The following is a 22,120-nucleotide window of genomic DNA, read 5'->3' as shown; positions in this document are numbered from 1 at the left end:
ACCCTCAATTTTGTGTTTGAGGGTTTTGGTCAATAAATGAAATGATGTATTTATTGCAGTGCTTTATTTGTTTTAGGCTCGTCAAAAATAACAGAGTCTTTTTTTAACGTCATTAATAGCGCATCTTTGCGTACTTTGGCTGACTCAACTGATTTATTCTGTTTATCTAGCACATCAGCCAACCACGCAAAATCATGAACATCTGGACGCTGTTTTAATGCATTGCGAAATGCTGTTTCTGCTTGTGCCCATTGCCCTTGTTGCATGGCAATTTGACCGACGGTGCTATTGAGTAATGGTGTCGGACCATGTTGTTTAATTAGTGAGTTAAGCACTTTTAAAATTGAGTCTGGATCGCTGTTTTTTAAGCGCGGTAACAATAAGATCAGGCGTTCATCATAGTGACGTTTGATCCCATCTAAAATGATCGTCTGCGCAGTTTGCGGATCGTTGCACTCAATAAGGTGTTCTGCTAATACAAATCGTAGTCCGTTATCATGTTGGATCTTACGAGGCTGTGCCTTCCACCAATTTTTCAGTCCATCACAACCATTTTCGGACATCTTCTGTCCCATCAGCCCAATATAGGCTTGTTGACGTAATTGCTCTAATTCATCATCTGTATGTAGGGCTATTTTCTGCATTGAAGGGATGATATCAAGTAGTGCTTGCCAAGCTTCTGTACGTATATACGCAGTTTCTGCTAAGCGTAATACTTCCGGATGACGAGGCACTTGATTGAGTAATTCATCGACCCCAGTACGAGCAGCATGGTTTTCATTTTGTGCCAGTAAAATGCGCACTCGGGTAATATCAACGGGTAACTGATTGGTATCAGCAAGCTCAGAAGCACGCTCCAGATGTTGCTGTACTCTAAACTCATCACCCCGTTGTTGTGCTGCTTCTGCTGCTAGTAAATAGTTTACTACAGGTTGTTCCGCATAATCGGCATTGCGGCTCATCAGTTTTTCTACTTGTTTGAAATCACCTTCCGCAAGTTTCATTAATGCTAATCGTGTTTGTTTACGTGCTCGGCTGCGTTTGCGCAAAGAGAACCAACTATAGGCTTTAGAGCCTGTACCAATAAAACGACGATAACACCAGCCAAGCAAGAGCAATATCAGTTGCAGTAAGACAAACATGATCACAAGACTGGTAACGCTAGTTTCAATATCCCAATTATCGGTTTGTATAAAGACATAACCTTGATGACCCGCTAATACAGGGCCGAAGATTATCCCTGCAATCAATACCACAAACAGGAGTAAGATCTTGAACATAAATTTATTCTCCTTGTGGTGCTACGGTTGTTGATGTCGTTGTTCCTGATGTTGCACTATCTTGTGCTGCATCAACCGCATAAGGGGCTTGTGTAGCTTCGGCATCTTTAGCTTCAACCGCTTCTGGCTGTGATGTCTCGTTTTGGGTCAGCAAATTACGGATCTGCTTTTCTACTCGTTTTTCTAACAGAGAGAGGCTTTTTAATTCTGTTGGCATTGCAAGAGTAATAGGCTGCTTTTCAAGCTCATTAATACTGTCTAAGAAAGCCGTTGTATTCGGATCGGTGGTATCAAAATAGGCGCGTACCCAAGTAGATACCGCTTCTAATGATTGTTGATAAATCTCTGTTTGATGGCGAGGCACCGCTTGAGATGCAATTAATAAACGAGAGCGGATATTTTCTCGCAGATAAATATCTTGGTTTGGAGCTAATAGTGGAATAGCGGTACTGTCTCGACGACGGATAGTAATAAAGTCATCCATAAAGCTTTTCCAGCTTTTACTGAGGTTTTGCTTCCAGTCAGAAAGCGAGCCTGAAATGGCTTCATCATTTTTATCCATCGGTGAGCCATCACGCTCAAATCCAGATAAGCGTAGGTTATCAACCTGATTAGCTAACTGATTTAATTGTAAAATAGTACCATCATTATCAATTTTGCTCAGCGCGGCTAAGTTGCCAATATCTTCATTAATGGCGCGGCGGATGGCCAATAAGCTTGGGTCATTCATTTCTGCTAAGCTACTATCTGCACCTTTTAATAAACTTACCGCTGTGACGACATCTTGGTCATTCCATAATTTGCGCCCCGCCATTTTTACCATAAAATCAGCTTGTGCTAATAGCCAGCTCTTTACATCTGCACTTGAGATAGCAGCAAATTGCGTTTGTAAATTTTGGATTTGACGCTCAGTAACTTGGCGTTCATTTTGCAGTTTATCAATAGTGAGTTTTTGTGAGTTAAACTGACTGTCAATATTGTCAAAACGTTGTTGATAAGTATCTTGCAATTGTTGTAATTGTGCCAATTGTGATTTTAGCGATTGGTTTTCTGTACTTAGTTTAGTCGCTTGTTGAGTGGTGTAATAATAAAGACCACCACCGATTGCCAGAATAACGAGGATCGCAACGGCACTCCCTATCAAACCTGAACGCTTATTGTTTACAGGTTTTACTTCTTGATAGCGGATATCGTCATCAGCCTTTGATGTACCATTCTGCAAGTCATTTTCATTCGTATTTTTCTGTTCCGTCATATCGGCGTCTCATTTAAGTTCTATATTAATGCATGAAATAAAGCATCATTATTGGCACTTTCAGCAACGGTTATTTTTTTAAAGCCTAATGTGCTAGCTATTGTTGCTAATCGTTTACTGACCACCACTAAATGACTGTCTAACAGCCATGCTTTTTCAGATCCAGCGACTAGATAAAAGAGTTGTTGCAACATTTCGCCACTGGTGACCACAAAGGTATCCACTTGGGCATTTTTCCACTTTAGCGCAAACTCTTCAGATACATAATCAATAAATAGACGCTGATAACATTCACATTCATCAACAATTGCACCGCGTTGACGTAATGTTGTGGCAAGTAGTTCGCGACCACCATTGCCTCTTAGTAGTAGTACTCGCTTGTTTTCTATTTGTTGAAGTGAAGACAAGGCCAGTAGGTCTTCACTGGTTTCTCCAAATTCTGGATAACGTATAGAATGTCCTGTTAATTGCTGAAACTCTTCAGCGGTGCTTTGACCTATTCCATAATAGAATAGCGTATCTGGCCATGATTGTTGTAATTGATTTAGTTGCCAGTTTGCGTACCACACCGCATTTTTAGAAAGTAAAAAAAGGTAATCACCCGTACTTAGCTTATTTAATTTGTTTTCTAATATGGAAAGCTCTTTACCCGCGGCTATTTCTATTAAAGGTGCATGAAAAGCATGCTTTCCCGCATCAATTAAGCGTTGCGTAAGTTGTTCTCCTGCTGGGCTAGGACGAGTGATTAAAATACTCATATCGCTGTATTACCTTGATATACAGCGGTTAAAATCTCTCTAGCTCCTTTATCTAGTAGCTCTTCGGCCAGAGAAATACCAGCTTGCTCTGCATCTTCAGGTGATACTAAGCGTTCGCCACGTAAAATAGTTTCACCATCAGGGGAGCCAACTAATGCTCGTAGCCAAATTTTGCCGTTTTGCCAAATTGCATAACTACCAATAGGTACTTGGCACCCCCCCTCAAGGCGAGTGTTCATCGCGCGTTCTGCTTTTACACAAGTTGCAGTATCTGCGTGGTTAAGAGCGGCTAATAAGGCTTGAGTATCATGATCATCTAAGCGACACTCAATGCCAACGGCACCTTGTCCTACCGCAGGAAGAGATTGTTCCGCAGACAAAGAAGAACGAATACGCTCAGTTAATTTAAGACGTTTTAAGCCCGCGACAGCAAGAATAATAGCATCATAGTCGCCATTATCGAGTTTACTTAAACGGGTTCCTACATTACCGCGTAAATCACGAATAATTAAATCGGGGCGCAGTGCTTTTAATTGGCATTGGCGACGTAGGCTTGAGGTACCAACGACACTTCCGGCTGGCAGTTGTTCTAATGAATCATAATGATTAGAGACAAAGGCATCACGGGGATCTTCTCGCTCACAAATCGTCACCAATCCCAGACCTTCAGGAAAATCAATGGGGACATCTTTCATTGAATGTACGGCAATATCTGCACGAGAGCTGAGTAGTGCTAGTTCTAGCTCTTTGACAAATAACCCTTTACCACCCACTTTCGCTAATGGGGTATCTAAGATGATGTCGCCTTTCGTGACCATCGGTACTAATTCAACGACTAAGCTCGGATGAGCGATTTGTAGTTGTTCTTTAACATAAAGCGCTTGCCACATAGCAAGAGGGCTTTGGCGTGTAGCAATACGGATGGTACTTTTTGACATAATATTATTATCTCTTCCGAGCGAGTTAGCATAATTTCTGTTTATAAATAAGGCTTTGTTTTAACACTTTAAGGTTCATTTTTCCAGTTAAGGCGTGGTGTGGTAGGGAAACAATGAATCATAAAGAGGTTTTAAATCAATATTAGTGAGATAAAAAATAAAAAAGGGAATTACAAATAGTAAAAATCGTTATTTTTATCTTTTTACTGTTTTATATCTATATAAAAAGTGTGGTTATTTACAATATTTAAACATTAAATTAATTTATTTAACAATACTAAAAGGAGAGAAAGGAGAGACTTACAGAATTTTCTGAACACATTGATAAAACAACCATTATTTTAATGTGACCCTTTTCTATCTATTTTTTCTATAATATAAAACCACCCAAAAAATTAACAAAAATATTAATTAATAAAAAAGAAATAAAATAATTAAATAAATAATGAAAATTTAAATTTTATTTAAATAGACAATGATGAAGTTTGAATATGTCTTTAATTAATTTTATTGTTTATATTGTTATTATTTACTTATTTTTATAGATAACTCATAGAAAAAAGTAATGCTATATATAGTTATTATATATCAATAAGTTATGTTTATTTTTATTTTTTTACTCTTTTTTAGGTAAAGGTAAGTATTTTTTTCAACTTGTTATCACAAGGTAACTCGTCGATTTTAGCTGTTTTATGGCCGATCAACACTTTTTTCTATATGTTTTCTCTATAAGTAAAATAGACTATCTCTATGATATAAAAGTCATTATTCGCTCTGCTTTATACGATTAAGCGACTAAAAAAGCAATTTAGATCTTGGTGCTATATTTTGAGATCCTCTTTACGCCTTGCTTGCAAGGTGTTAAATTGATCACGTTTCCGAGATTTTGTTAGTAAAGTTTTATCTATTAATAATTGAATAATTAAAGCTCGGTAATTTATAAACTCAGATTCTACTATTTTCTTAGTATTGTTCAGGCGAAACTCTTGTATCTTTATATTGAAACACTGAAGCAACGGCTGGATGCGATTAATCAACTCAGGCTGGAACGTGCATTTGCATCGATGAGTGATGTGTTTAAACAGGTGTATGGTTTAATTCCTGTTTTACTGCATTACCACCACCCTCAGTTGCCAGGCTATATTCAAGGAAATGTCCCTCATGGTACATGTTTCTTTGAACCTGATGACGTGCAACGTCAATGGGTCAATAAGCTGACTAATGCATCATGTGATGAGCCAATGAATGGATACACCAGCGGAGAGTTACCTATTACGGGTATCTATTCGATGGGAAGTACTTCCTCGATTGGGCAAAGTCACTGCTCCGATATTGATATTTGGGTCTGTCACCAATCTTGGCTGGACCAAGATGAGCGTGCGCGTTTACAACGTAAATGTTTACTGATCGAACAATGGGCGGGAGAATTAGGTATTGATGTTACTTTTTTCTTAATTGATGAGAACCGCTTCCGTCATCATGCAAGTGGTAGCTTAGGTGGGGAAGATTGCGGCTCAACTCAGCATATCCTGTTACTTGATGAGTTCTACCGTACAGCTGTTCGCCTTGCAGGTAAACGTTTGTTATGGACGATGGTACCAGTAGAAGAAGAGTACCATTACGATGAATATGTTAATTCACTCTATGCCCAAGGTGTATTAACGCCCAATGAATGGCTTGATTTAGGTGGACTGGGTGAGCTTTCTGCCGAAGAGTATTTTGGTGCAAGCCTGTGGCAACTCTATAAGAGTGTTGATTCACCTTATAAAGCCGTATTAAAAAGTATTTTATTGGAAGCCTATTCCGCGGATTACCCTAATGGCAAATTGTTGGCATTAGAAATGAAACAGCATCTTCATCGTGGTGAAATCGTAAATTACGGTTTAGATGCATATTGTATGATGCTTGAGCGCGTAACCCGCTATTTAGTTTCGATTAATGATTTAACCCGCCTTGATTTAATCCGTCGCTGTTTCTACCTGAAAGTTTGTGAAAAACTATCTAATGAAAAAAATGAGAATGAACCTGCAGGTTGGCGACGCCAAGTATTATCTCAGTTAGTCACGCAGTGGCAGTGGGATCACGAACGTTTGGCGATATTAGATAATCGTGATAGCTGGAAAATAGAGCGCGTTCGTAACGCACATAATGAATTATTAGATACGATGATGCAAAGCTATCGTAATCTTATTCGTTTTGCGCGCCGTAATAACTTAAGTGTCAGTGCTAGTCCACAAGATATTGGTGTATTAACACGTAAGCTTTATGCCGCTTTTGAAGCGCTACCGGGTAAAGTAACCCTGGTTAATCCACAGATTTCTCCTGATTTATCCGAGCCTCATTTAACCTTTATCTATGTGCCACCGGGACGCGCTAATCGTAGTGGTTGGTATCTTTATAATCGGGCTCCTGATTTTGCACATATTGTTGGTCATCAACCGTTAGAATATAACCGTTACTTAAATAAATTAGTGGCTTGGTCTTATTTTAATGGGTTACTTACTAAAGATTCACAGGTTTATATTCATCAAGGTGACTCCTCTTGTGATGAAATTAAACTTCATGAATTAGTGCGGGATATCTCGAGTCATTTTCCTATTCGTTTACCTGCCCCGACGCCTAAAGCACTGTATAGCCCTTGTGAAATTAGACATTTAGCCATTATTGTCAATTTAGAAGTCGACCCAACAGAGCGTTTTTCTGATCAAGTAGTGCATTTTGATTTTAGAAAGTTGGATGTATTTAGCTTTGGCGAGGAAGAGCAATGCTTAATTGGCAGTATCGATTTACTCTATCGTAACTCTTGGAATGAAGTGAGAACGCTGCATTTTAACGGTACGCAATCGATGTTGGAATCGTTAAAAACTATTTTAGGTAAAATGCACCAAGATGCGGCCCCACCTGCATCGGTTGAAGTTTTTTGTTATAGCCAGCATCTACGTGGTTTAATTCGCACCCGTGTTCAACAGTTAGTCTCAGAATGTATTGAATTGCGTTTATCAACCAATAGATTAGAGCCAGGGCGTTTTAAAGCATTACGTATTGCAGGGCAAACATGGGGATTGTTCTTTGAACGTCTTAATGTTTCTGTACAAAAGTTGGAGAATGCCATTGAATTTTATGGTGCTATTTCATACAACAAATTGCATGGATTACCCGTTAAATTAGGCAAAGATGCCCGTTATCTGCCCGCTGTGATTGATGGTTTTGCTTGTGAAGGGATTATTCAGTTCTTCTTTGAAACAACAGAGGATAATAATGTCTTTAATATCTATATCTTAGATGAAGCTAATCGAGTGGAGATTTATTCTCACTGCGAAGGTAGTAAAGAAGAGCTAGTAAAAGATGTCAGCCGTTTTTACTCTTCATCTCATGATCGCTTTACTTATGGCTCAAGCTTTATCAACTTCAATTTGCCACAATTTTATCAAATCGTGAAAGTGGATGGAGCAACGCAAGTACTGCCTTTTGCTGGGGGATCGTTTGGTAAGCTAAGTGATCTAGGTAAAACCGCGCCAAAAGAAGAGATGAGTACTAAGCCTATTCAAGGATTTAATGATTATCAGGCTGTACATCATCACTGATAATCGACACGGCAAAACCGATAGAGAAGTGATGGGGACTTTCCAGCACCCATCACTTAGTTGTCTGTGTTAAAAAGAAAATGCTTCACCACTTTGTTCGCTGATTGCTTGAGCCAACATGGTTAAAAATTCCCCGCCACTACGATCGCAAACCCACTGTGTACCTTTCCAATCAAAATGATAACCGCCAGAACGCGTAGCTAACCATACTTGATGAAAGGCTTCCTGACGATTAATGATAATTTTACTATGATTTTCAAAGGTTAATGTCATTACGCCACCATTGATTTCACAATCAATATCTGCATCACCTTCATAATTATCAATGGTTTGTTCTATTTCTGACATCAATTCGTCAGCTAATTGGTGAAATTCACTATCGTTCATCTTCATTTTCCTATTTGCTTTTCGAGATCTAACTGCGATTATAGAGGATATTAACCAAATTAATGATAGGCAGATTTCGAATGAAAACGTATTTACGTTGCACCCTTGTTATAATAACACTGATTTCTCTTTCTGGTTGTGGCTTGAAAGGCCCTCTCTATTTCCCGCCTGAAGATACTCAGGCAAATATGACTCAGTCATCCCAGCCAACCCAGCAAGTTGAGACTTCCTCAACACAAAACAATTAGTCAATATTAGAAACGGGACACCCGTTTCAGGCAGGGTTAAGATGCAATTTTCAAAAATGCATGGGTTAGGCAATGACTTTATGGTTGTTGATGCTGTTACCCAAAATGTTTATTTTTCACCAGAATTAATTTGCCGGTTAGCCAATCGACATACTGGTGTTGGGTTTGATCAACTGTTAGTAGTTGAAGCACCTTATGATCCTGAATTGGACTTTCATTACCGCATTTTTAATGCTGATGGGAGTGAAGTCGCACAATGTGGCAATGGTGCTCGCTGTTTTGCTCGATTTGTGAGACTAAAAGGGCTTACAAATAAAAGAGAAATAAAAGTCAGTACCCAGTCTGGCAGAATGACCTTACATGTTATGGATAATGAAGATGTTTGTGTCAATATGGGAGAGCCAGAGTTTGAACCACAAAAAGTACCGTTTCGTGCTCAAAAAGTAGAAAAAACCTATATTATCAGAGCGATGGAACGAACAGTTCTATGTGGTGTGGTGTCAATGGGAAATCCGCACTGCGTGATCCAAGTGGAAGATATCAAAACTGCGGAAGTTGAGTCATTGGGCTCAGTATTGGAACAACACGAACGCTTTCCAGAGCGCGCCAATATTGGTTTTATGCAGGTGGTTGATAGAAATACATTGCATTTACGGGTATTTGAACGTGGTGCTGGAGAAACTCAAGCTTGTGGAAGCGGTGCCTGTGCCGCTGTCGCGGTGGGGATCTCCCAAGGTTTATTAGATAGAAAAGTGAAAGTTAATTTACCGGGTGGATCATTATCAATTGAATGGAAAGGTACAGGAAACCCACTTTATATGACAGGACCTGCTGTGCATATTTATGATGGAACAATCCAGCTATAATATTATTTTTGAGAGGTGCTTGGTATGACGGATAAGAATGAGCAGTTTTGTTACCCTGAGAAAAACGAACTCAACGATCAAACCATCATTGATTATCTCAAGGAGCATCCTGGTTTCTTTATCCGTAATGCCAGCTATATTGAGCAAATGCAAGTTCCTCACCCAGTAAGAGGGAGTATCTCATTAGTTGAGTGGATAATGTCACGTCAGCGAACACGTATTCATTATCTTGAAGAGGATATGCGTTTGTTGATTGAGCAAGCAGCAGAAAATGAATCTCTATTTAGCCAATTACTAAGGCTTATCTCTGAGTTATCCCGCTGTAATTCATTAAAGGAAATGCTGGAACAGTTAAATCTTTGGGCGAAGGAGTTAGGGCTTTACTCAGTACAACTGCGTCTTTTCACCGATCGTTGGCAATTACAACCTCCTTTAGATGCTCAAACACTCGCACTATCTCGTCAAACATTTGAGCATTTCCGTATTCAGCGTATGGGCGATAATAATCACTATTTGGGGCCATTAAATGGCCAAGAAATGATGTTATTAATGCCTAATGTTCGTCGTTCTGGCTCTGTAGCACTCTCATTATTAGGGCATTATGGCGATTTAGGGGTGATCATTTTTAATAGTCGAGATAGCCAACATTTTCAAGAAGGTATGGGAACGGCAATGTTGGATAAACTCGCACAGATATTACCTGAGTTATTAACTCGCTGGATCGCAAGACAATGAGCCAAATTATTGACGTCCCTGAAACACTCTCATTAGCCATTGATAGCTTCTTAAGTTATATCGAAGTTGAACGGCGATTAAGTCCGGTAACGGTAGAAAATTACCAGCGACAATTAATGACCATTGCACAAATGATGGTTGCAATAAAAATCAACCAATGGTCGTTACTAGAAAGCCAACATGTGCGTATGTTATTGGCTAAAAGCCATCGCAGTGGATTACAACCTGCAAGTTTAGCATTGCGCTTTTCAGCATTGCGTAGCTTCCTTGATTGGCAAGTTTCTCAAGGAATGTTAGCAGTAAACCCCGCCAAAGGGGTTCGAACACCCAAATCAGGTCGTCACTTGCCTAAAAATATGGATGTTGATGAAGTCAGTCAGTTGATGAATATCGACTTAAAAGATCCCCTCTCTGTAAGGGATAGAACGATGCTGGAAGTGATGTATGGCGCTGGATTACGTTTATCTGAACTGACTAACTTAAATATCAATGATATTGATCTCCAAGAAGGCGAAGTCCGAGTATTAGGTAAAGGCAGTAAAGAGCGTAAAGTTCCCTTGGGAAGAAAAGCTGTAGAGTGGTTACAGCATTGGTTTGCCATGCGGGAGCTGTATTCTCCTGAGGATACTGCGGTTTTTATCTCAACGAAAAGCGGTAAACGATTATCTGTTCGCAGTGTGCAAAAACGTTTTGAACTTTGGGGGGTGAAACAAGGACTCAGTAGCCATGTCAATCCTCATAAACTGCGCCACTCTTTTGCCACTCATTTACTTGAATCAAGTGGTGATTTGCGAGCAGTACAAGAGCTATTAGGCCACGCTAATTTATCAACCACACAAGTTTATACTCACTTAGATTTTCAGCATTTAGCGAAAGTCTATGATGCTGCTCATCCAAGAGCTAAGAGAGAAAAATCATAATGCACTTTTATCGCACTCTGATGCCGATTGCAGCGATGACTTTTGATTTAGACGATACGCTGTATGACAATGTTCCTGTGATGGATAAAACAGAAGAAGAGACCTTAGCGTTTATCCGTCAGTATGATGAGCGTTTTCACCATTTTACTGAACATGATGTAGATGCTTACAAACAGCCACTATTAGAAAATAATCCTGATATTTTTCACGATATCACTCAGTGGCGTTGGTTAGCGGCTAAAAATATGTTGTTAGACTATGGTTATAGTGAAACTAAAGCACAGCAAGGTGCTGATGAAATTATGGCTCATTTTGCTTATTGGCGTAGCCGTATTAATGTCCCTAATAATACCCATCAAGTGTTGACACAACTGGCGGAAAAAATCCCATTAATCGCTATTACTAATGGTAATGCTAATCCATTAAGCTGTGGGTTGGGGCAATACTTTACACATATTTTAAAGGCAGGGCCTGATGGGCGCTCTAAGCCTTATCCTGATATGTTTGATAAGGCGGCTTCGTTACTTAAACTCCCTCATCAGAATATTTTGCATGTAGGCGATCATCTAGTGACGGATGTAGAAGGCGCGGTTAAAAGTGGATTACAGGCGTGTTGGATTAATTTAGATAATCGCAGTTTGTTTACCGAAGGTGAAACGCGTGTTATGCCTCATATTGAGATCACTGAATTAGCTAAACTGGTTGAATTAATTTAGTCATAGACGCGCTCTGTGCAGGTCTTTATCCACTTTTCAGTGGGCATAGTTTTGCATCGGGCGTAAAATCCTGTTAGTTTGTTGCTTAATAAACTAACTTCTGTATATATCCACAGTATTTCTCTTCACTCAATGATTGGTAATTATGGACGTCTCATATCTGCTCGAAGGCCTTAACGATAAACAGCGCGAAGCCGTTGCAGCACCGCGTGTAAATATGCTGGTACTTGCAGGTGCTGGTAGTGGTAAAACACGTGTATTAGTACATCGCATTGCTTGGTTATTATCTGTTGAACAAGCCTCTCCTTTTTCCATTATGGCGGTAACATTTACTAATAAAGCTGCAGCAGAAATGCGCCATCGTATTGAGGACTTGATTGGTACTAGTCAAGGGGGAATGTGGATAGGAACTTTCCATAGTCTCGCCCATCGTTTATTACGGGCGCATTATCTTGATGCTGGTTTACCTCAAGACTTCCAAATCATTGATAGTGATGATCAGTACCGTTTAATTCGTCGAATTGTAAAATCCATGGCTCTTGATGATAAGCAATGGCCTCCTCGTCAAGGTATGTGGTATATCAATGGAAAGAAAGATGAAGGACTCCGCCCACAACATATTCAGACCTATGGTAACCCCGTGGAAACCACATGGTTAAAAGTCTATCAAGCTTATCAAGAAGCTTGTGATCGTGCAGGCTTAGTGGACTTTGCAGAGTTGTTATTACGTGCCCATGAGTTGTGGCTGAATAAACCACAAATTTTAGAACACTATCAACACCGTTTTACCAATATCTTAGTGGATGAATTCCAAGATACTAACCGTATTCAATATGCTTGGATCAGGATGTTGGCAGGACAGACTGGTAAGGTGATGATAGTCGGTGATGATGATCAATCTATTTACGGTTGGCGTGGGGCTCAAGTTGAAAATATTCAAAACTTTTTAAATGAATTTCCCGGTGCTGAAACCATCCGCTTAGAGCAAAATTACCGCTCCACCAGTAATATTCTAAAAGCCGCTAATGCCTTAATTGCTAATAATAGCGATCGCTTAGGTAAAAACCTATGGACAGAAGGGGCTGAAGGCGAGCCGATTTCACTCTATTGTGCATTTAACGACCTAGATGAAGCGCGTTATGTAGTAGGGCGTATTAAGCGTTGGCATGAAGAGGGAGGCGCCCTTGCAGATTGTGCCATTCTTTATCGTAGTAATGCCCAATCGCGCATCATGGAAGAAGCGCTATTACAAGCGAATATGCCTTATCGTATTTATGGTGGACAGCGTTTCTTCGAGCGTCAAGAGATCAAAGATGCCCTCTCTTATATGCGTTTAACAGCGAATCGTCACGATGATGCCTCTTTTGAACGTGTTGTGAATACGCCAACGCGTGGAATTGGTGATAGAACCTTAGATGTGGTTCGCCAAGTAGCTAGAGATAACCAAATCACATTATGGGAAAGTGCATTACAGGTTATTGAGCATAAAATGCTAGCAGGCCGGGCTATTGCGGCAATTGCGCGCTTTTTAGAATTAATTGAGACGTTAGCAAATGAAACAGCGGATATGCCGTTGCATGTGCAAACAGACCGTATTATTCGCGATTCTGGCTTAAAAGCGATGTATGAGCAGGAAAAGGGTGAAAAAGCACAAGCGCGGATTGAAAACTTGGAAGAGCTGGTGACGGCGACTCGTCAATTTAGCTATCAAGATGAAGACGAAGATTTAATGCCATTGCAAGCTTTTCTCTCTCATGCGGCATTAGAATCAGGAGAAGGACAGGCTGATGCGTATCAAGATGCTGTTCAATTGATGACACTACACTCGGCGAAAGGGCTAGAGTTCTCACAAGTGTTTATTGTCGGGGTTGAAGAAGGCATGTTCCCAAGCCAGATGTCCTTGGATGAAGGTGGGCGCTTAGAAGAAGAGCGTCGGCTAGCTTATGTTGGTGTGACGCGCGCCATGAAAAAGTTAACACTTACTTACGCTGAAAACCGCCGTTTATATGGTAAAGAAGTGAGCCATCGACCTTCGCGCTTTATTGGCGAGTTACCAAAAGAGTGTGTTGAAGAAGTACGGTTACGGGCGACGGTTTCACGTCCCGTGAATCATCATCGTTTAGGTACACCGATTGTTAGTAATGATACAGGTTACTCCCTTGGTCAACGGGTTAAGCACCCTAAATTTGGTGAAGGTACTATTATTAATATCGAAGGTAGCGGTGAACACTGCCGATTACAAATAGCCTTTAATGGTGAAGGTATTAAGTGGTTGGTTGCTGCTTTTGCACGATTAGAGTGATTTGTTATTTATTGACACTGTTAATTTTTTAAAAGAGAACAATATAAAAAAACACCCTTACTAATCTAGAAGATAGTTAAGGGTGTTTTTTTTAATGAACATATAATTAACAGAATTAATAATTCCGTTACAGATTATTTTAACGGAGTTAGCTGATGAAAATTACTTCTGTATTATTTGATACTTATTATTCAATTAAGCCTGTGACAAAAATCGCTGAGGATTTCTCTGTTGATAAAATGCCTCCCGTGGAGCCTATTTATGAGCAGCGTTTTGATACTTACCATCCTAGTGCTCCTGCCAACCCGTTTGAAGAAGATCTCTATTGTCGATTATTACGACATCAACGTGATTTTGTGCCACGCATGAATCTGTATTTAAGTGGGGTGATCGGTGCTATCCGTATTGCAACTAATTCTACATCAACATTCTTTAGACGCTCACAACGCCGTATAGAAGCGATAGCAATGGGTTGTAATACAAAAGAAGAGCACTCAAGCCCTGCCAGAAAGGGGTATCTTTCTGGCGCTTTCATTAGTATTGATAATTTAGCTCAATAGTAAGTATGTGCTAACTTCGTCTTAAACGTTGCTGAGTGTAGAGTGCATCTAAAGTAAATAAGATAAGGGCGACCCAAATAAACCCAAAGGTCACTAAACGCTCCGCATCGATTTGTTCTCCATACACCATAGTGGCGAGAATAAACATCAATGTGGGTCCTATATACTGGAAAAATCCTAGGGTAGATAGACGCAAATGTTGAGCTGCTTCGGTAAAGAGCAGTAAGGGTACGGTGGTGATAACCCCTGCAGCAATCAGTAATGTATTTAGCGACCAGCTATTTTCTAACATATTGCTGGTGGGTGAATGGGTAAAAAAGAGGATATAAACTAAAGCAACAGGAAACAGCCACAGTGTTTCTATTGTCATACCCGTTTGTGCATCTACCCCAAGTTTTTTACGTAATAGTCCATATAGGCCGAATGTGACTGCTAAACTAAGGCCGATAACAGGTACAGAGCCGAATTGCCATAATTGGATAAAGACGCCAGTAAAGGCTAAGCTTACGGCGAACCATTGCATACGGCGAAAGCGCTCGCCTAAAAAAATCATACCGAATAACACATTAACTAATGGATTAATAAAGTAACCAAGACTGGCTTCTAACATAAATCCGTGGTTAACCGCCCATATATAGATAAGCCAGTTACTGGCAATAATCACCGCAGTAAGTGCTAACATTAGTACTTTTTTGGGCTGACGAACAAGTTGGCGTAAATAGGGCCAATGGCGAGTGATCGACATTAAAAGCAACATAAAGAAGAATGACCATAAAATACGGTGTGTTAAGATCTCTTCTGCGGGCACTTCTTGAATGCTTTTAAAATAGACAGGGGCAATACCCCAGATCAAATAGGCGCCTAGGGCACATAAAACGCCTTTTAAAGTGTTTTTCTGGCTCATGCTATCTCTGGTATTGATGGAAATGAAATATGTGACGGGGTTATCATACCCAATGACATTATCTAATGTGTCATTAGGCATGTTTTTTTACAAGTAATTAATATTAATCTACCCAAGATAATGGATAAGTCGCATCAGCCAACAATATAAGTTGCTGTGCCGCTGGCGATATGAACTTGTTTTTCATTGTGTAATTCAACCCTTGCCACAGAAACTTTATTACCACTACGTAGTATATGACTACTTGCGGTAAAACATTCCCCTCGCCCTGGGCGTAAATAATCAACTCGTAGATCGATAGTACCCATTTTGGCCAGTTTTTGTTCAAGTTGCTCTTGGGATATAGGGGCTAGACGTGTTAGGGCATTACCTACACAGACTAAACCTGCACTTACGTCTAACACCGAGGCTATCATGCCACCATGTAAAATGCGTTGTGCGATATTGCCAACCAGTTTGTCTTGGTAGCGAAATTGGATCTCAGCATAATCTTGTTCGAAGCGAATTAATTCTAAACCTATCAGTTGATTAAAAGGCATTTGATAGACAAAAACATGTCCAATCAACGCTTGTGCTTCTTCCAGTGTTAATATTTTCTCCATTTTAAAGTTCCTCGACATTTTATTATTAGGTTAATGTTTTGTTAATAATAGATGACAAAAAGGTAATTTCCCATTCATCAGGTTAATAGAGTGTCGAGAAAATATATGAGATTTAATGGAAATAACGTGTAAAATATGGACGCCTAACGCGAATAAAGCTGATTTATAAGCGCTCACGACAAATATTAAGTGCTATCTTTTATATTGTTCACTAATAATACAGGATAATTAACTATGCGTTACATCCGTTCTTTACTCACGGTGATTTTAACCTACCCTGTATGGGGAGTGGCGGCGGAGATATCACCTGTATCATCTCCAACACCGTTGGTTCAGGGCAGTATTATTTCCGGTCTATTACAAGAGTATGATTCACCCTTTGTACTTTACCCTTATGAATCTAATTATATTATTTACACAAAAACCTCCGATATGAATAAAGAGGCGATTGCCAGTTATGATTGGGGTCATAAGGCTAAAAAAGATGAAGTTAAGTTTCAGATAAGTCTTGCATTCCCGCTGTGGCGTGGCATTGCCGGGGAAAATTCTGTATTAGCAGCTTCCTATACGCAACGCTCTTGGTGGCAGCTAAGTAATAAAAAAGAGTCTGCGCCGTTTCGTGAAACCAACTATGAACCACAACTGTTTTTAGGTTGGGCGACGGATTATCAATTTGCCGGTTGGACATTAAGAGAAATTGAAACGGGATTTAACCATGAATCGAATGGCCGCGCAGAGCCTACTTCACGAAGTTGGAATCGTGTTTATGCACGTTTTATGGCGCAAAAAGGTAATTTCCAACTCGATCTGAAACCTTGGTACCGTTTTAATGAAAGTGCTAAAAATGATGATAATCCCGATATTAATCGCTATATGGGATATTACCGCTTAAAAGCGGGTTATCGTTTAGGCGAAAGTACGTTTACTTTAACAGGGCGTTATAACTGGAGTAGCGGATACGGTGCTGCTGAGCTAGGCTGGAGCTATCCTATTACCAAGCATGTACGCTTTTATACCCAACTATTTAGTGGGTATGGGGAGTCGATGATTGATTATAATTTCCGTCAAACTCGTATCGGTGTCGGCGTTATGCTCAATGATATGCTGTAATTTTCTTCATTCTAGGGTAGCATAACACGACAAGTGGTGATGGCACCTTTATACTGGTGCCTTTTCTTTTACTCCTCATTATCGTTCTTACCAGCTTTTCAGAGGAATGGCGTGTCCACAGCAGAAGTTCTTAATTCAATGCCATCAGCTCAGGTTATTTTGCGCGAAACCTTTGGTTATCAGCAATTTCGACCAGGCCAGCAAGAGATTATTGATACCATTATCACCGGGCGCGACTGTTTAGTCGTCATGCCGACGGGAGGGGGAAAATCGCTTTGCTATCAAATACCTGCGCTTTTGCTTGATGGCTTAACCGTAGTTGTTTCTCCGTTGATTTCCCTAATGAAAGATCAAGTTGATCAACTCTGCTTACACGGTATTGACGCGGCATTTCTTAACTCAACTCAAAGCCGAGATGAACAACTGCAAGTACAAATGCGTTGTCAACGGGGTGAAATAAAACTGTTATATATTGCACCTGAACGCCTAATGATGGAGAGTTTTCTTCACCATTTAGTGCAATGGCAGCCTGCTTTATTAGCGGTGGATGAAGCACACTGTATTTCTCAATGGGGTCATGATTTTCGCCCTGAATACCGAGGAATTGGCTTATTAAGACAGTATCTTCCTGATGTCCCTATTATTGCGTTAACGGCGACAGCTGATAATACAACACGTCATGACATTATTAATCAGCTCGCGTTGCGCACACCTTTAGTTCATATTAGCAGTTTTGACCGACCGAATATTCGCTATACTTTAGTTGAAAAATATAAACCGCTCGATCAACTTTGGCTGTTTATTCGTGGGCAGAAAGGAAAATCAGGCATTATCTATTGTAATAGTCGCAGCAAAGTAGAAGAGACCGCTGAACGACTAGGTAAGCGAGGATTAAGTATCGCCGCTTATCATGCGGGTATGGATATTGCCACACGAGCAAAAGTGCAAGATGCTTTTCAACGCGATGATTTGCAGATTGTGGTCGCAACGGTCGCTTTCGGCATGGGAATTAATAAACCCAATGTACGTTTTGTGGTTCATTTTGATATTCCGCGTAATATTGAATCTTACTATCAAGAAACGGGACGCGCAGGACGCGATGGTTTACCTGCACAAGCGGTGCTGTTTTATGATCCCGCGGATATGGCTTGGCTACGTCGTTGTTTAGATGAGAAGCCAGAAAGTGAACAAAAAGCGATTGAATCCCATAAATTAAATGCCATGGGGGCTTTTGCCGAAGCACAAACTTGTCGACGTTTAGTGTTACTTAATTACTTTGGTGAACACCGCCAACAAGCTTGTGGTAACTGCGATATTTGCCTTGATCCACCTAAACAATATGATGGGTTAGTGGATGCACAAAAAGCGTTATCTTGCATCTATCGTACCGGACAACGTTTTGGCATTGGTTATATTGTTGAAATTTTACGCGGTGCCAATAATCAACGCATTCGCGATAATGGTCATGATAAATTGCCAGTTTATGGTATTGGTAAAGCCCATAGCCATGAATATTGGATGAGTGTGATCCGCCAATTGATCCATTTAGGTATGGTTGCGCAAAATATCGTTCATCGTTCTGCATTACAATTGACTGAGATAGCTCGACCGATATTGCGTGGTGAGGTGTCATTACCCTTGGCAGTACCACGACTATTAAGCCCAACAAAAAGCCGTTATCAGCAAACAAAAAATAGTCATCGACAGTACGATAGGAAATTATTTGCGAAACTACGCAAATTACGTAAATCTATTGCTGATGAAGAAAATATTCCACCCTTTGTGGTATTTAATGATGTCACACTGATTGAAATGGCGGAACAATGCCCTGTCTGCCCTGATGAATTGTTGTTGATCAATGGGGTAGGACAACGAAAACTAGAACGATTTGGGCCAGCATTTATGACACTTATCCGTGATCATATTGAGGGGTTCGAATAGCGCCAACGAGGAGGAGCCGAATGACAACCACACTTTTTCAGCACATGTGGTTATCTCGTGAAAAGCAATTCTCTGCTTTTACGAATGGTATCTTATTGGACTTTTGGAACCAACGACAGGAAGGCGAATTTACCGGAGTCGATGGCGTGAGCATTCGCTATGTTCATTGGCGCTCTTCATCACACAAAAAAGCGTTGGTGATCTGCTCTGGTCGTAGTGAAAGTTATGTGAAATATCCTGAAGTGGCCTTCGATTTTTATCACCTTGGCTATGATATTTTTCTTCTCGATCATCGGGGGCAGGGATTATCAGGGCGCTTATTAGATGATCCGCAAAAAGGGCACGTAGAAAAATTCAGTGATTATGTCGATGATTTATCGAAATTTATTGATACTATCGTTTTGCCTTATCACTATCAGCACTATTTTGCGTTAGCCCATTCGATGGGAGGCGCTATTTTAGCCAGCTACCTATTACGTAAACCAGATACTTTCCAAGCCGCCGCACTGTGTGCGCCGATGTTTGGGATTAATTTACCGATACCACGCTGGGTGGCTAATTTTTTAGTTAACCGTGCAGAACAAAGTCTTCCAGAACGAAATAATTACGCGGTATCAACGGGCAAATGGTTTCCTTTGCCATTTATCTTGAATGTATTGACTCATAGCCATGAAAGGTATCGTCGATACTTACGTTACTATGCCGATTTCCCTCAATTACGTTTAGGTGGGCCGACCTATCATTGGATGAAAGAGAGCCTAGAAACGGGGGATTGGCTGATTGAACATGCAAAAGAGATTAACACCCCTTTGCTAGTACTTGAAGCTGAGCTAGATAAAGTGGTGGATAATCGGGGAGTAAGGGCTTTCTGTGATGGTTATAGTCAGTCCAGAACAAGAGAAGAAAAGCAAAAATTGCCACTTGTGATTGAAGGTGCGCACCATGAAATCTTGTTCGAAATAGATAAGCTACGCTCACAAGCATTAATTGAAATCTGTGAGTTTTATGATAAGCATTTATTTTAATCAGGAATGTGTATGTATTCGATAGTTGCTTCTGATCTTGATGGCACCTTGTTATCACCTAACCACTTATTAACTCCCTATACTAAAGAAACGTTACATCTGCTTATTGAAAAAGGGATCCATTTTGTATTTGCCACAGGACGTCATCATATCGATGTGGCACAAATTCGTGATGGGCTTGGTATTGACGCGTATATGATCACTTCAAATGGGGCTCGAGTACACAATACCCAAGGTACCTTGATTTTCAGTCAAGATCTTGAACCTGAAATCGTTTATGACTTAGCCCTAATGGTGTTTGATCACCCAGATATCGCAACGAATATTTATAGCAGTGATGATTGGTATATCAATAAAGAAACCCCTGAATTAAAAGAATTTTTTAAAGAATCGGTATTTAATTATCGTCTATTTGAACAAACGGGCTTCCCAACAACACAGGTGTGCAAAGTCTTTTTTACCTCAGAAGATCATGAATTGTTAGTTGAGTTAGAAAAGAAAATTAATCAACGCTGGGGCAATAAAATCAACGCAAGTTTTTCATTACGTAATTGTCTAGAGATTATGGCGGGTGGGGTATCAAAAGGAGAGGCACTACAAAAAGTCGCTAAGTTGATGCAACATTCAGTAAAAGATGCCATTGCATTTGGTGATGGTATGAATGATAAAGAGATGCTACAGATGGCGGGTAAGGGCTGCATTATGCAAAATGCCCACCAGCTACTAAAAGATCTATTACCGGATATGGAAGTGATTGGCTCAAATGTTGATGATGCTGTTGCACACTATTTACGTAAGTTGTATCAGGTTTAATCACAACCAATGGGTTGAAATCCTCCACGCCCTAAAGGACGTGGATCCCTACTGCGTTCAGACTGATGTCTGAATCGCCTCGGCGGGTTCCTGCTGATAAATTAAAAGGCGGATATACTTCCGCCTTTTAGTTTAAGAGCGCAATTTACTTAATGATATTGCAGGGTAAATTGCAGTGTTCCATCAGCTTTGCCTGCGGTGGTAGTCTCAGAAGTTTGTATGTAACCCGCTTCTAAAGGAATAGAAAAATTACCACTGTTATTCTTTTCGCTCACCGTTATCAATTTTCCTAACTCAATGGGTTGGTTTTGGTATTTCACCTGAATGCCATAGCCTTTGGCTGTATTGCTATCACTGGCATTATTAAGGCTAATCGTGCCGGCGGTTTGGCTAGCATCTGGGGTGCCATCGAATTTTATCTTAATGGGTGAAACGGGATCACAATCTAAATCGATATTCACATCTTGTAGACTATCAGGGCTAACAGAGCCAACACCATTAAAGCTCGATTTTGCCACAGAGCCTAAAGGAACATTAATATTATTATTGATAACTTCACAGCCACTGGAAACAATATTAAGGGGATTAAGGTAAACCTTTGGTTCAGTACGGCCAGTATTGTCACTGGTGATAAATCCTCCATTGTGATACAAAATCAGCATAGCAACCCATGTGCTTGGAATGGTTTGTGATTTGATATTGTTACGCAGTTTATATAACGTCATTTTTAAAGAAGCGGTATAACTACTACGGTTTAAGTTACTTGTGCAAATAAGGCGATTACTGTAGTTGCCATCAACATTATATAGTCCATCGACATAAGCGGAACCGGTGCAACCGACAGTAATAGTCCCGTGTAGGGTATAACCGATACCACTAGTCCCTAATTCACGCACATAGGCACTGCCTACTTTAGGGCTGGAAGCTGAAATATAGCCGGGCAAGTAGATCCCCGCTTGTACTGGGCCTGTGATATTCCACCAAGTCCAGCCATACATAGTGCCTAAGTCAATCGTTGCCAGCTCTGTTAAAATAGGCGCGGTTCTTGAAACATAAATTGGATTGTTATAACTCACCGTTCTAGTGGTTGTATCGGCACGATATTCAGCAAAAGCGGTTGATGTATACAAAAGTGCAGACAGACAACCCAAAGTTATATATTTATTCATATTTATC

20 protein-coding genes are annotated in these 22,120 nt (G+C 40.3%); 12 read left to right on the top strand and 8 right to left on the bottom strand.

Features of this window, described 5'->3' with window-relative positions:
• Nucleotides 1-50 precede the first annotated feature (50 nt).
• From hemY to hemC, 4 genes are read right to left on the bottom strand one after another with little or no spacing between them, the layout of a single operon-like run.
• Nucleotides 51-1,280 carry a protoheme IX biogenesis protein HemY gene (hemY, locus tag AACV01_RS01805; protein ID WP_004246334.1) on the bottom strand — a complete coding sequence of 410 codons (1,230 nt, stop codon included), beginning with the start codon at nucleotides 1,278-1,280 and terminating at the stop codon, nucleotides 51-53.
• Nucleotides 1,281-1,284: 4 nt separating this feature from the next.
• Nucleotides 1,285-2,535 carry a uroporphyrinogen-III C-methyltransferase gene (gene hemX / locus AACV01_RS01800; protein WP_004246333.1) on the bottom strand — a complete coding sequence of 417 codons (1,251 nt, stop codon included), beginning with the start codon at nucleotides 2,533-2,535 and terminating at the stop codon, nucleotides 1,285-1,287.
• Nucleotides 2,536-2,555: 20 nt separating this feature from the next.
• Nucleotides 2,556-3,293 carry a uroporphyrinogen-III synthase gene (gene hemD, locus AACV01_RS01795; protein ID WP_004246332.1) on the bottom strand — a complete coding sequence of 246 codons (738 nt, stop codon included), beginning with the start codon at nucleotides 3,291-3,293 and terminating at the stop codon, nucleotides 2,556-2,558.
• A complete protein-coding gene (gene hemC / locus AACV01_RS01790) occupies nucleotides 3,290-4,231 on the bottom strand; it encodes a hydroxymethylbilane synthase (RefSeq protein WP_012368705.1) in 942 nt (313 codons plus the stop codon). The genes hemD and hemC overlap by 4 nt, the downstream gene beginning before the upstream one ends.
• Nucleotides 4,232-5,217: 986 nt before the next feature.
• On the opposite strand from hemC, the gene AACV01_RS01785 reads away from it, so the two are divergent.
• Nucleotides 5,218-7,815, top strand: coding sequence for a class I adenylate cyclase (locus AACV01_RS01785; protein ID WP_004246330.1), 2,598 nt, complete (start codon nucleotides 5,218-5,220; stop codon nucleotides 7,813-7,815).
• A 69-nt stretch (nucleotides 7,816-7,884) separates the two neighbouring features.
• On the opposite strand, the gene cyaY is transcribed toward AACV01_RS01785, so the two are convergent.
• The gene (gene cyaY / locus AACV01_RS01780; RefSeq protein ID WP_004249659.1) at nucleotides 7,885-8,202 is read right to left on the bottom strand and encodes an iron donor protein CyaY; all 318 of its coding nucleotides are present in this window, start codon (nucleotides 8,200-8,202) and stop codon (nucleotides 7,885-7,887) included.
• An 80-nt stretch (nucleotides 8,203-8,282) separates the two neighbouring features.
• On the opposite strand from cyaY, the gene lptM reads away from it, so the two are divergent.
• The 7 genes from lptM (at nucleotide 8,283) to AACV01_RS01745 (ending at nucleotide 14,549) form a co-directional block, all read left to right on the top strand.
• Complete coding sequence (gene lptM, locus AACV01_RS01775) at nucleotides 8,283-8,450, top strand: LPS translocon maturation chaperone LptM (RefSeq protein WP_072052198.1); 168 nt, start codon at nucleotides 8,283-8,285, stop codon at nucleotides 8,448-8,450.
• A 41-nt stretch (nucleotides 8,451-8,491) separates the two neighbouring features.
• A complete protein-coding gene (gene dapF, locus AACV01_RS01770; protein ID WP_004246327.1) occupies nucleotides 8,492-9,316 on the top strand; it encodes a diaminopimelate epimerase in 825 nt (274 codons plus the stop codon).
• Nucleotides 9,317-9,340: 24 nt separating this feature from the next.
• Nucleotides 9,341-10,051 carry a DUF484 domain-containing protein gene (locus AACV01_RS01765; RefSeq protein WP_004249657.1) on the top strand — a complete coding sequence of 237 codons (711 nt, stop codon included), beginning with the start codon at nucleotides 9,341-9,343 and terminating at the stop codon, nucleotides 10,049-10,051.
• A complete protein-coding gene (gene xerC / locus AACV01_RS01760; RefSeq protein ID WP_004246325.1) occupies nucleotides 10,048-10,971 on the top strand; it encodes a tyrosine recombinase XerC in 924 nt (307 codons plus the stop codon). The genes AACV01_RS01765 and xerC overlap by 4 nt, the downstream gene beginning before the upstream one ends.
• Nucleotides 10,971-11,687, top strand: a complete 717-nt coding sequence (gene yigB, locus AACV01_RS01755; RefSeq protein WP_004249656.1) for a 5-amino-6-(5-phospho-D-ribitylamino)uracil phosphatase YigB — start codon at nucleotides 10,971-10,973, stop codon at nucleotides 11,685-11,687. Before xerC ends, yigB begins: the two co-directional genes overlap by 1 nt.
• Nucleotides 11,688-11,832: 145 nt before the next feature.
• A complete protein-coding gene (gene uvrD, locus AACV01_RS01750) occupies nucleotides 11,833-13,989 on the top strand; it encodes a DNA helicase II (RefSeq protein WP_004246323.1) in 2,157 nt (718 codons plus the stop codon).
• Between the two features lie 155 nt (nucleotides 13,990-14,144).
• The gene (locus tag AACV01_RS01745; protein ID WP_046335065.1) at nucleotides 14,145-14,549 is read left to right on the top strand and encodes a hypothetical protein; all 405 of its coding nucleotides are present in this window, start codon (nucleotides 14,145-14,147) and stop codon (nucleotides 14,547-14,549) included.
• Nucleotides 14,550-14,559: 10 nt separating this feature from the next.
• Here AACV01_RS01745 and rarD read toward each other — a convergent pair whose 3' ends face one another.
• A complete protein-coding gene (gene rarD / locus AACV01_RS01740) occupies nucleotides 14,560-15,453 on the bottom strand; it encodes an EamA family transporter RarD (protein WP_004249653.1) in 894 nt (297 codons plus the stop codon).
• Nucleotides 15,454-15,587: 134 nt separating this feature from the next.
• Entirely contained in the window at nucleotides 15,588-16,055 is a 468-nt protein-coding gene (locus AACV01_RS01735) for a thioesterase family protein (protein ID WP_004249652.1), read from the bottom strand.
• Between the two features lie 234 nt (nucleotides 16,056-16,289).
• On the opposite strand from AACV01_RS01735, the gene pldA reads away from it, so the two are divergent.
• The 4 genes from pldA to yigL all read left to right on the top strand — a co-directional run bounded on the left by pldA (nucleotide 16,290) and on the right by yigL (nucleotide 20,944).
• Nucleotides 16,290-17,165, top strand: a complete 876-nt coding sequence (pldA, locus tag AACV01_RS01730) for a phospholipase A (RefSeq protein WP_004246319.1) — start codon at nucleotides 16,290-16,292, stop codon at nucleotides 17,163-17,165.
• A gap of 111 nt (nucleotides 17,166-17,276) precedes the next feature.
• Nucleotides 17,277-19,106, top strand: coding sequence for an ATP-dependent DNA helicase RecQ (gene recQ / locus AACV01_RS01725; RefSeq protein WP_004246318.1), 1,830 nt, complete (start codon nucleotides 17,277-17,279; stop codon nucleotides 19,104-19,106).
• Nucleotides 19,107-19,126: 20 nt separating this feature from the next.
• Nucleotides 19,127-20,131 (top strand): lysophospholipase L2, encoded by a 1,005-nt coding sequence (pldB, locus tag AACV01_RS01720; RefSeq protein ID WP_046335064.1) that lies wholly within the window; start codon nucleotides 19,127-19,129, stop codon nucleotides 20,129-20,131.
• A gap of 12 nt (nucleotides 20,132-20,143) precedes the next feature.
• Nucleotides 20,144-20,944, top strand: coding sequence for a sugar/pyridoxal phosphate phosphatase YigL (yigL, locus tag AACV01_RS01715; RefSeq protein WP_149127282.1), 801 nt, complete (start codon nucleotides 20,144-20,146; stop codon nucleotides 20,942-20,944).
• A gap of 149 nt (nucleotides 20,945-21,093) precedes the next feature.
• On the opposite strand, the gene AACV01_RS01710 is transcribed toward yigL, so the two are convergent.
• Nucleotides 21,094-22,113 carry a fimbrial protein gene (locus AACV01_RS01710; protein ID WP_046334229.1) on the bottom strand — a complete coding sequence of 340 codons (1,020 nt, stop codon included), beginning with the start codon at nucleotides 22,111-22,113 and terminating at the stop codon, nucleotides 21,094-21,096.
• Nucleotides 22,114-22,120: the final 7 nt, after the last annotated feature.

The organism is Proteus sp. G2609, assembly GCF_963896135.1.
Classification (GTDB): domain Bacteria; phylum Pseudomonadota; class Gammaproteobacteria; order Enterobacterales; family Enterobacteriaceae; genus Proteus; species Proteus mirabilis.
Note: the sequence above shows the minus strand (reverse complement) of the source record. Positions and strands in the feature narration are given on the sequence as shown.

Coding starts and splice junctions, on each gene's coding strand:
- xerC (WP_004246325.1), top strand. CDS start 10,048: ATGAGCCAAATTATTGACGTCCCTGAAACACTCTCATTAGCCATTGAT.
- rarD (WP_004249653.1), bottom strand. CDS start 15,453: ATGAGCCAGAAAAACACTTTAAAAGGCGTTTTATGTGCCCTAGGCGCC.
- AACV01_RS01710 (WP_046334229.1), bottom strand. CDS start 22,113: ATGAATAAATATATAACTTTGGGTTGTCTGTCTGCACTTTTGTATACA.
- pldB (WP_046335064.1), top strand. CDS start 19,127: ATGACAACCACACTTTTTCAGCACATGTGGTTATCTCGTGAAAAGCAA.
- uvrD (WP_004246323.1), top strand. CDS start 11,833: ATGGACGTCTCATATCTGCTCGAAGGCCTTAACGATAAACAGCGCGAA.
- AACV01_RS01735 (WP_004249652.1), bottom strand. CDS start 16,055: ATGGAGAAAATATTAACACTGGAAGAAGCACAAGCGTTGATTGGACAT.
- cyaY (WP_004249659.1), bottom strand. CDS start 8,202: ATGAACGATAGTGAATTTCACCAATTAGCTGACGAATTGATGTCAGAA.
- AACV01_RS01765 (WP_004249657.1), top strand. CDS start 9,341: ATGACGGATAAGAATGAGCAGTTTTGTTACCCTGAGAAAAACGAACTC.
- hemD (WP_004246332.1), bottom strand. CDS start 3,293: ATGAGTATTTTAATCACTCGTCCTAGCCCAGCAGGAGAACAACTTACG.
- pldA (WP_004246319.1), top strand. CDS start 16,290: ATGCGTTACATCCGTTCTTTACTCACGGTGATTTTAACCTACCCTGTA.
- hemY (WP_004246334.1), bottom strand. CDS start 1,280: ATGTTCAAGATCTTACTCCTGTTTGTGGTATTGATTGCAGGGATAATC.
- yigB (WP_004249656.1), top strand. CDS start 10,971: ATGCACTTTTATCGCACTCTGATGCCGATTGCAGCGATGACTTTTGAT.
- hemC (WP_012368705.1), bottom strand. CDS start 4,231: ATGTCAAAAAGTACCATCCGTATTGCTACACGCCAAAGCCCTCTTGCT.
- dapF (WP_004246327.1), top strand. CDS start 8,492: ATGCAATTTTCAAAAATGCATGGGTTAGGCAATGACTTTATGGTTGTT.
- AACV01_RS01745 (WP_046335065.1), top strand. CDS start 14,145: ATGAAAATTACTTCTGTATTATTTGATACTTATTATTCAATTAAGCCT.
- hemX (WP_004246333.1), bottom strand. CDS start 2,535: ATGACGGAACAGAAAAATACGAATGAAAATGACTTGCAGAATGGTACA.
- lptM (WP_072052198.1), top strand. CDS start 8,283: ATGAAAACGTATTTACGTTGCACCCTTGTTATAATAACACTGATTTCT.
- yigL (WP_149127282.1), top strand. CDS start 20,144: ATGTATTCGATAGTTGCTTCTGATCTTGATGGCACCTTGTTATCACCT.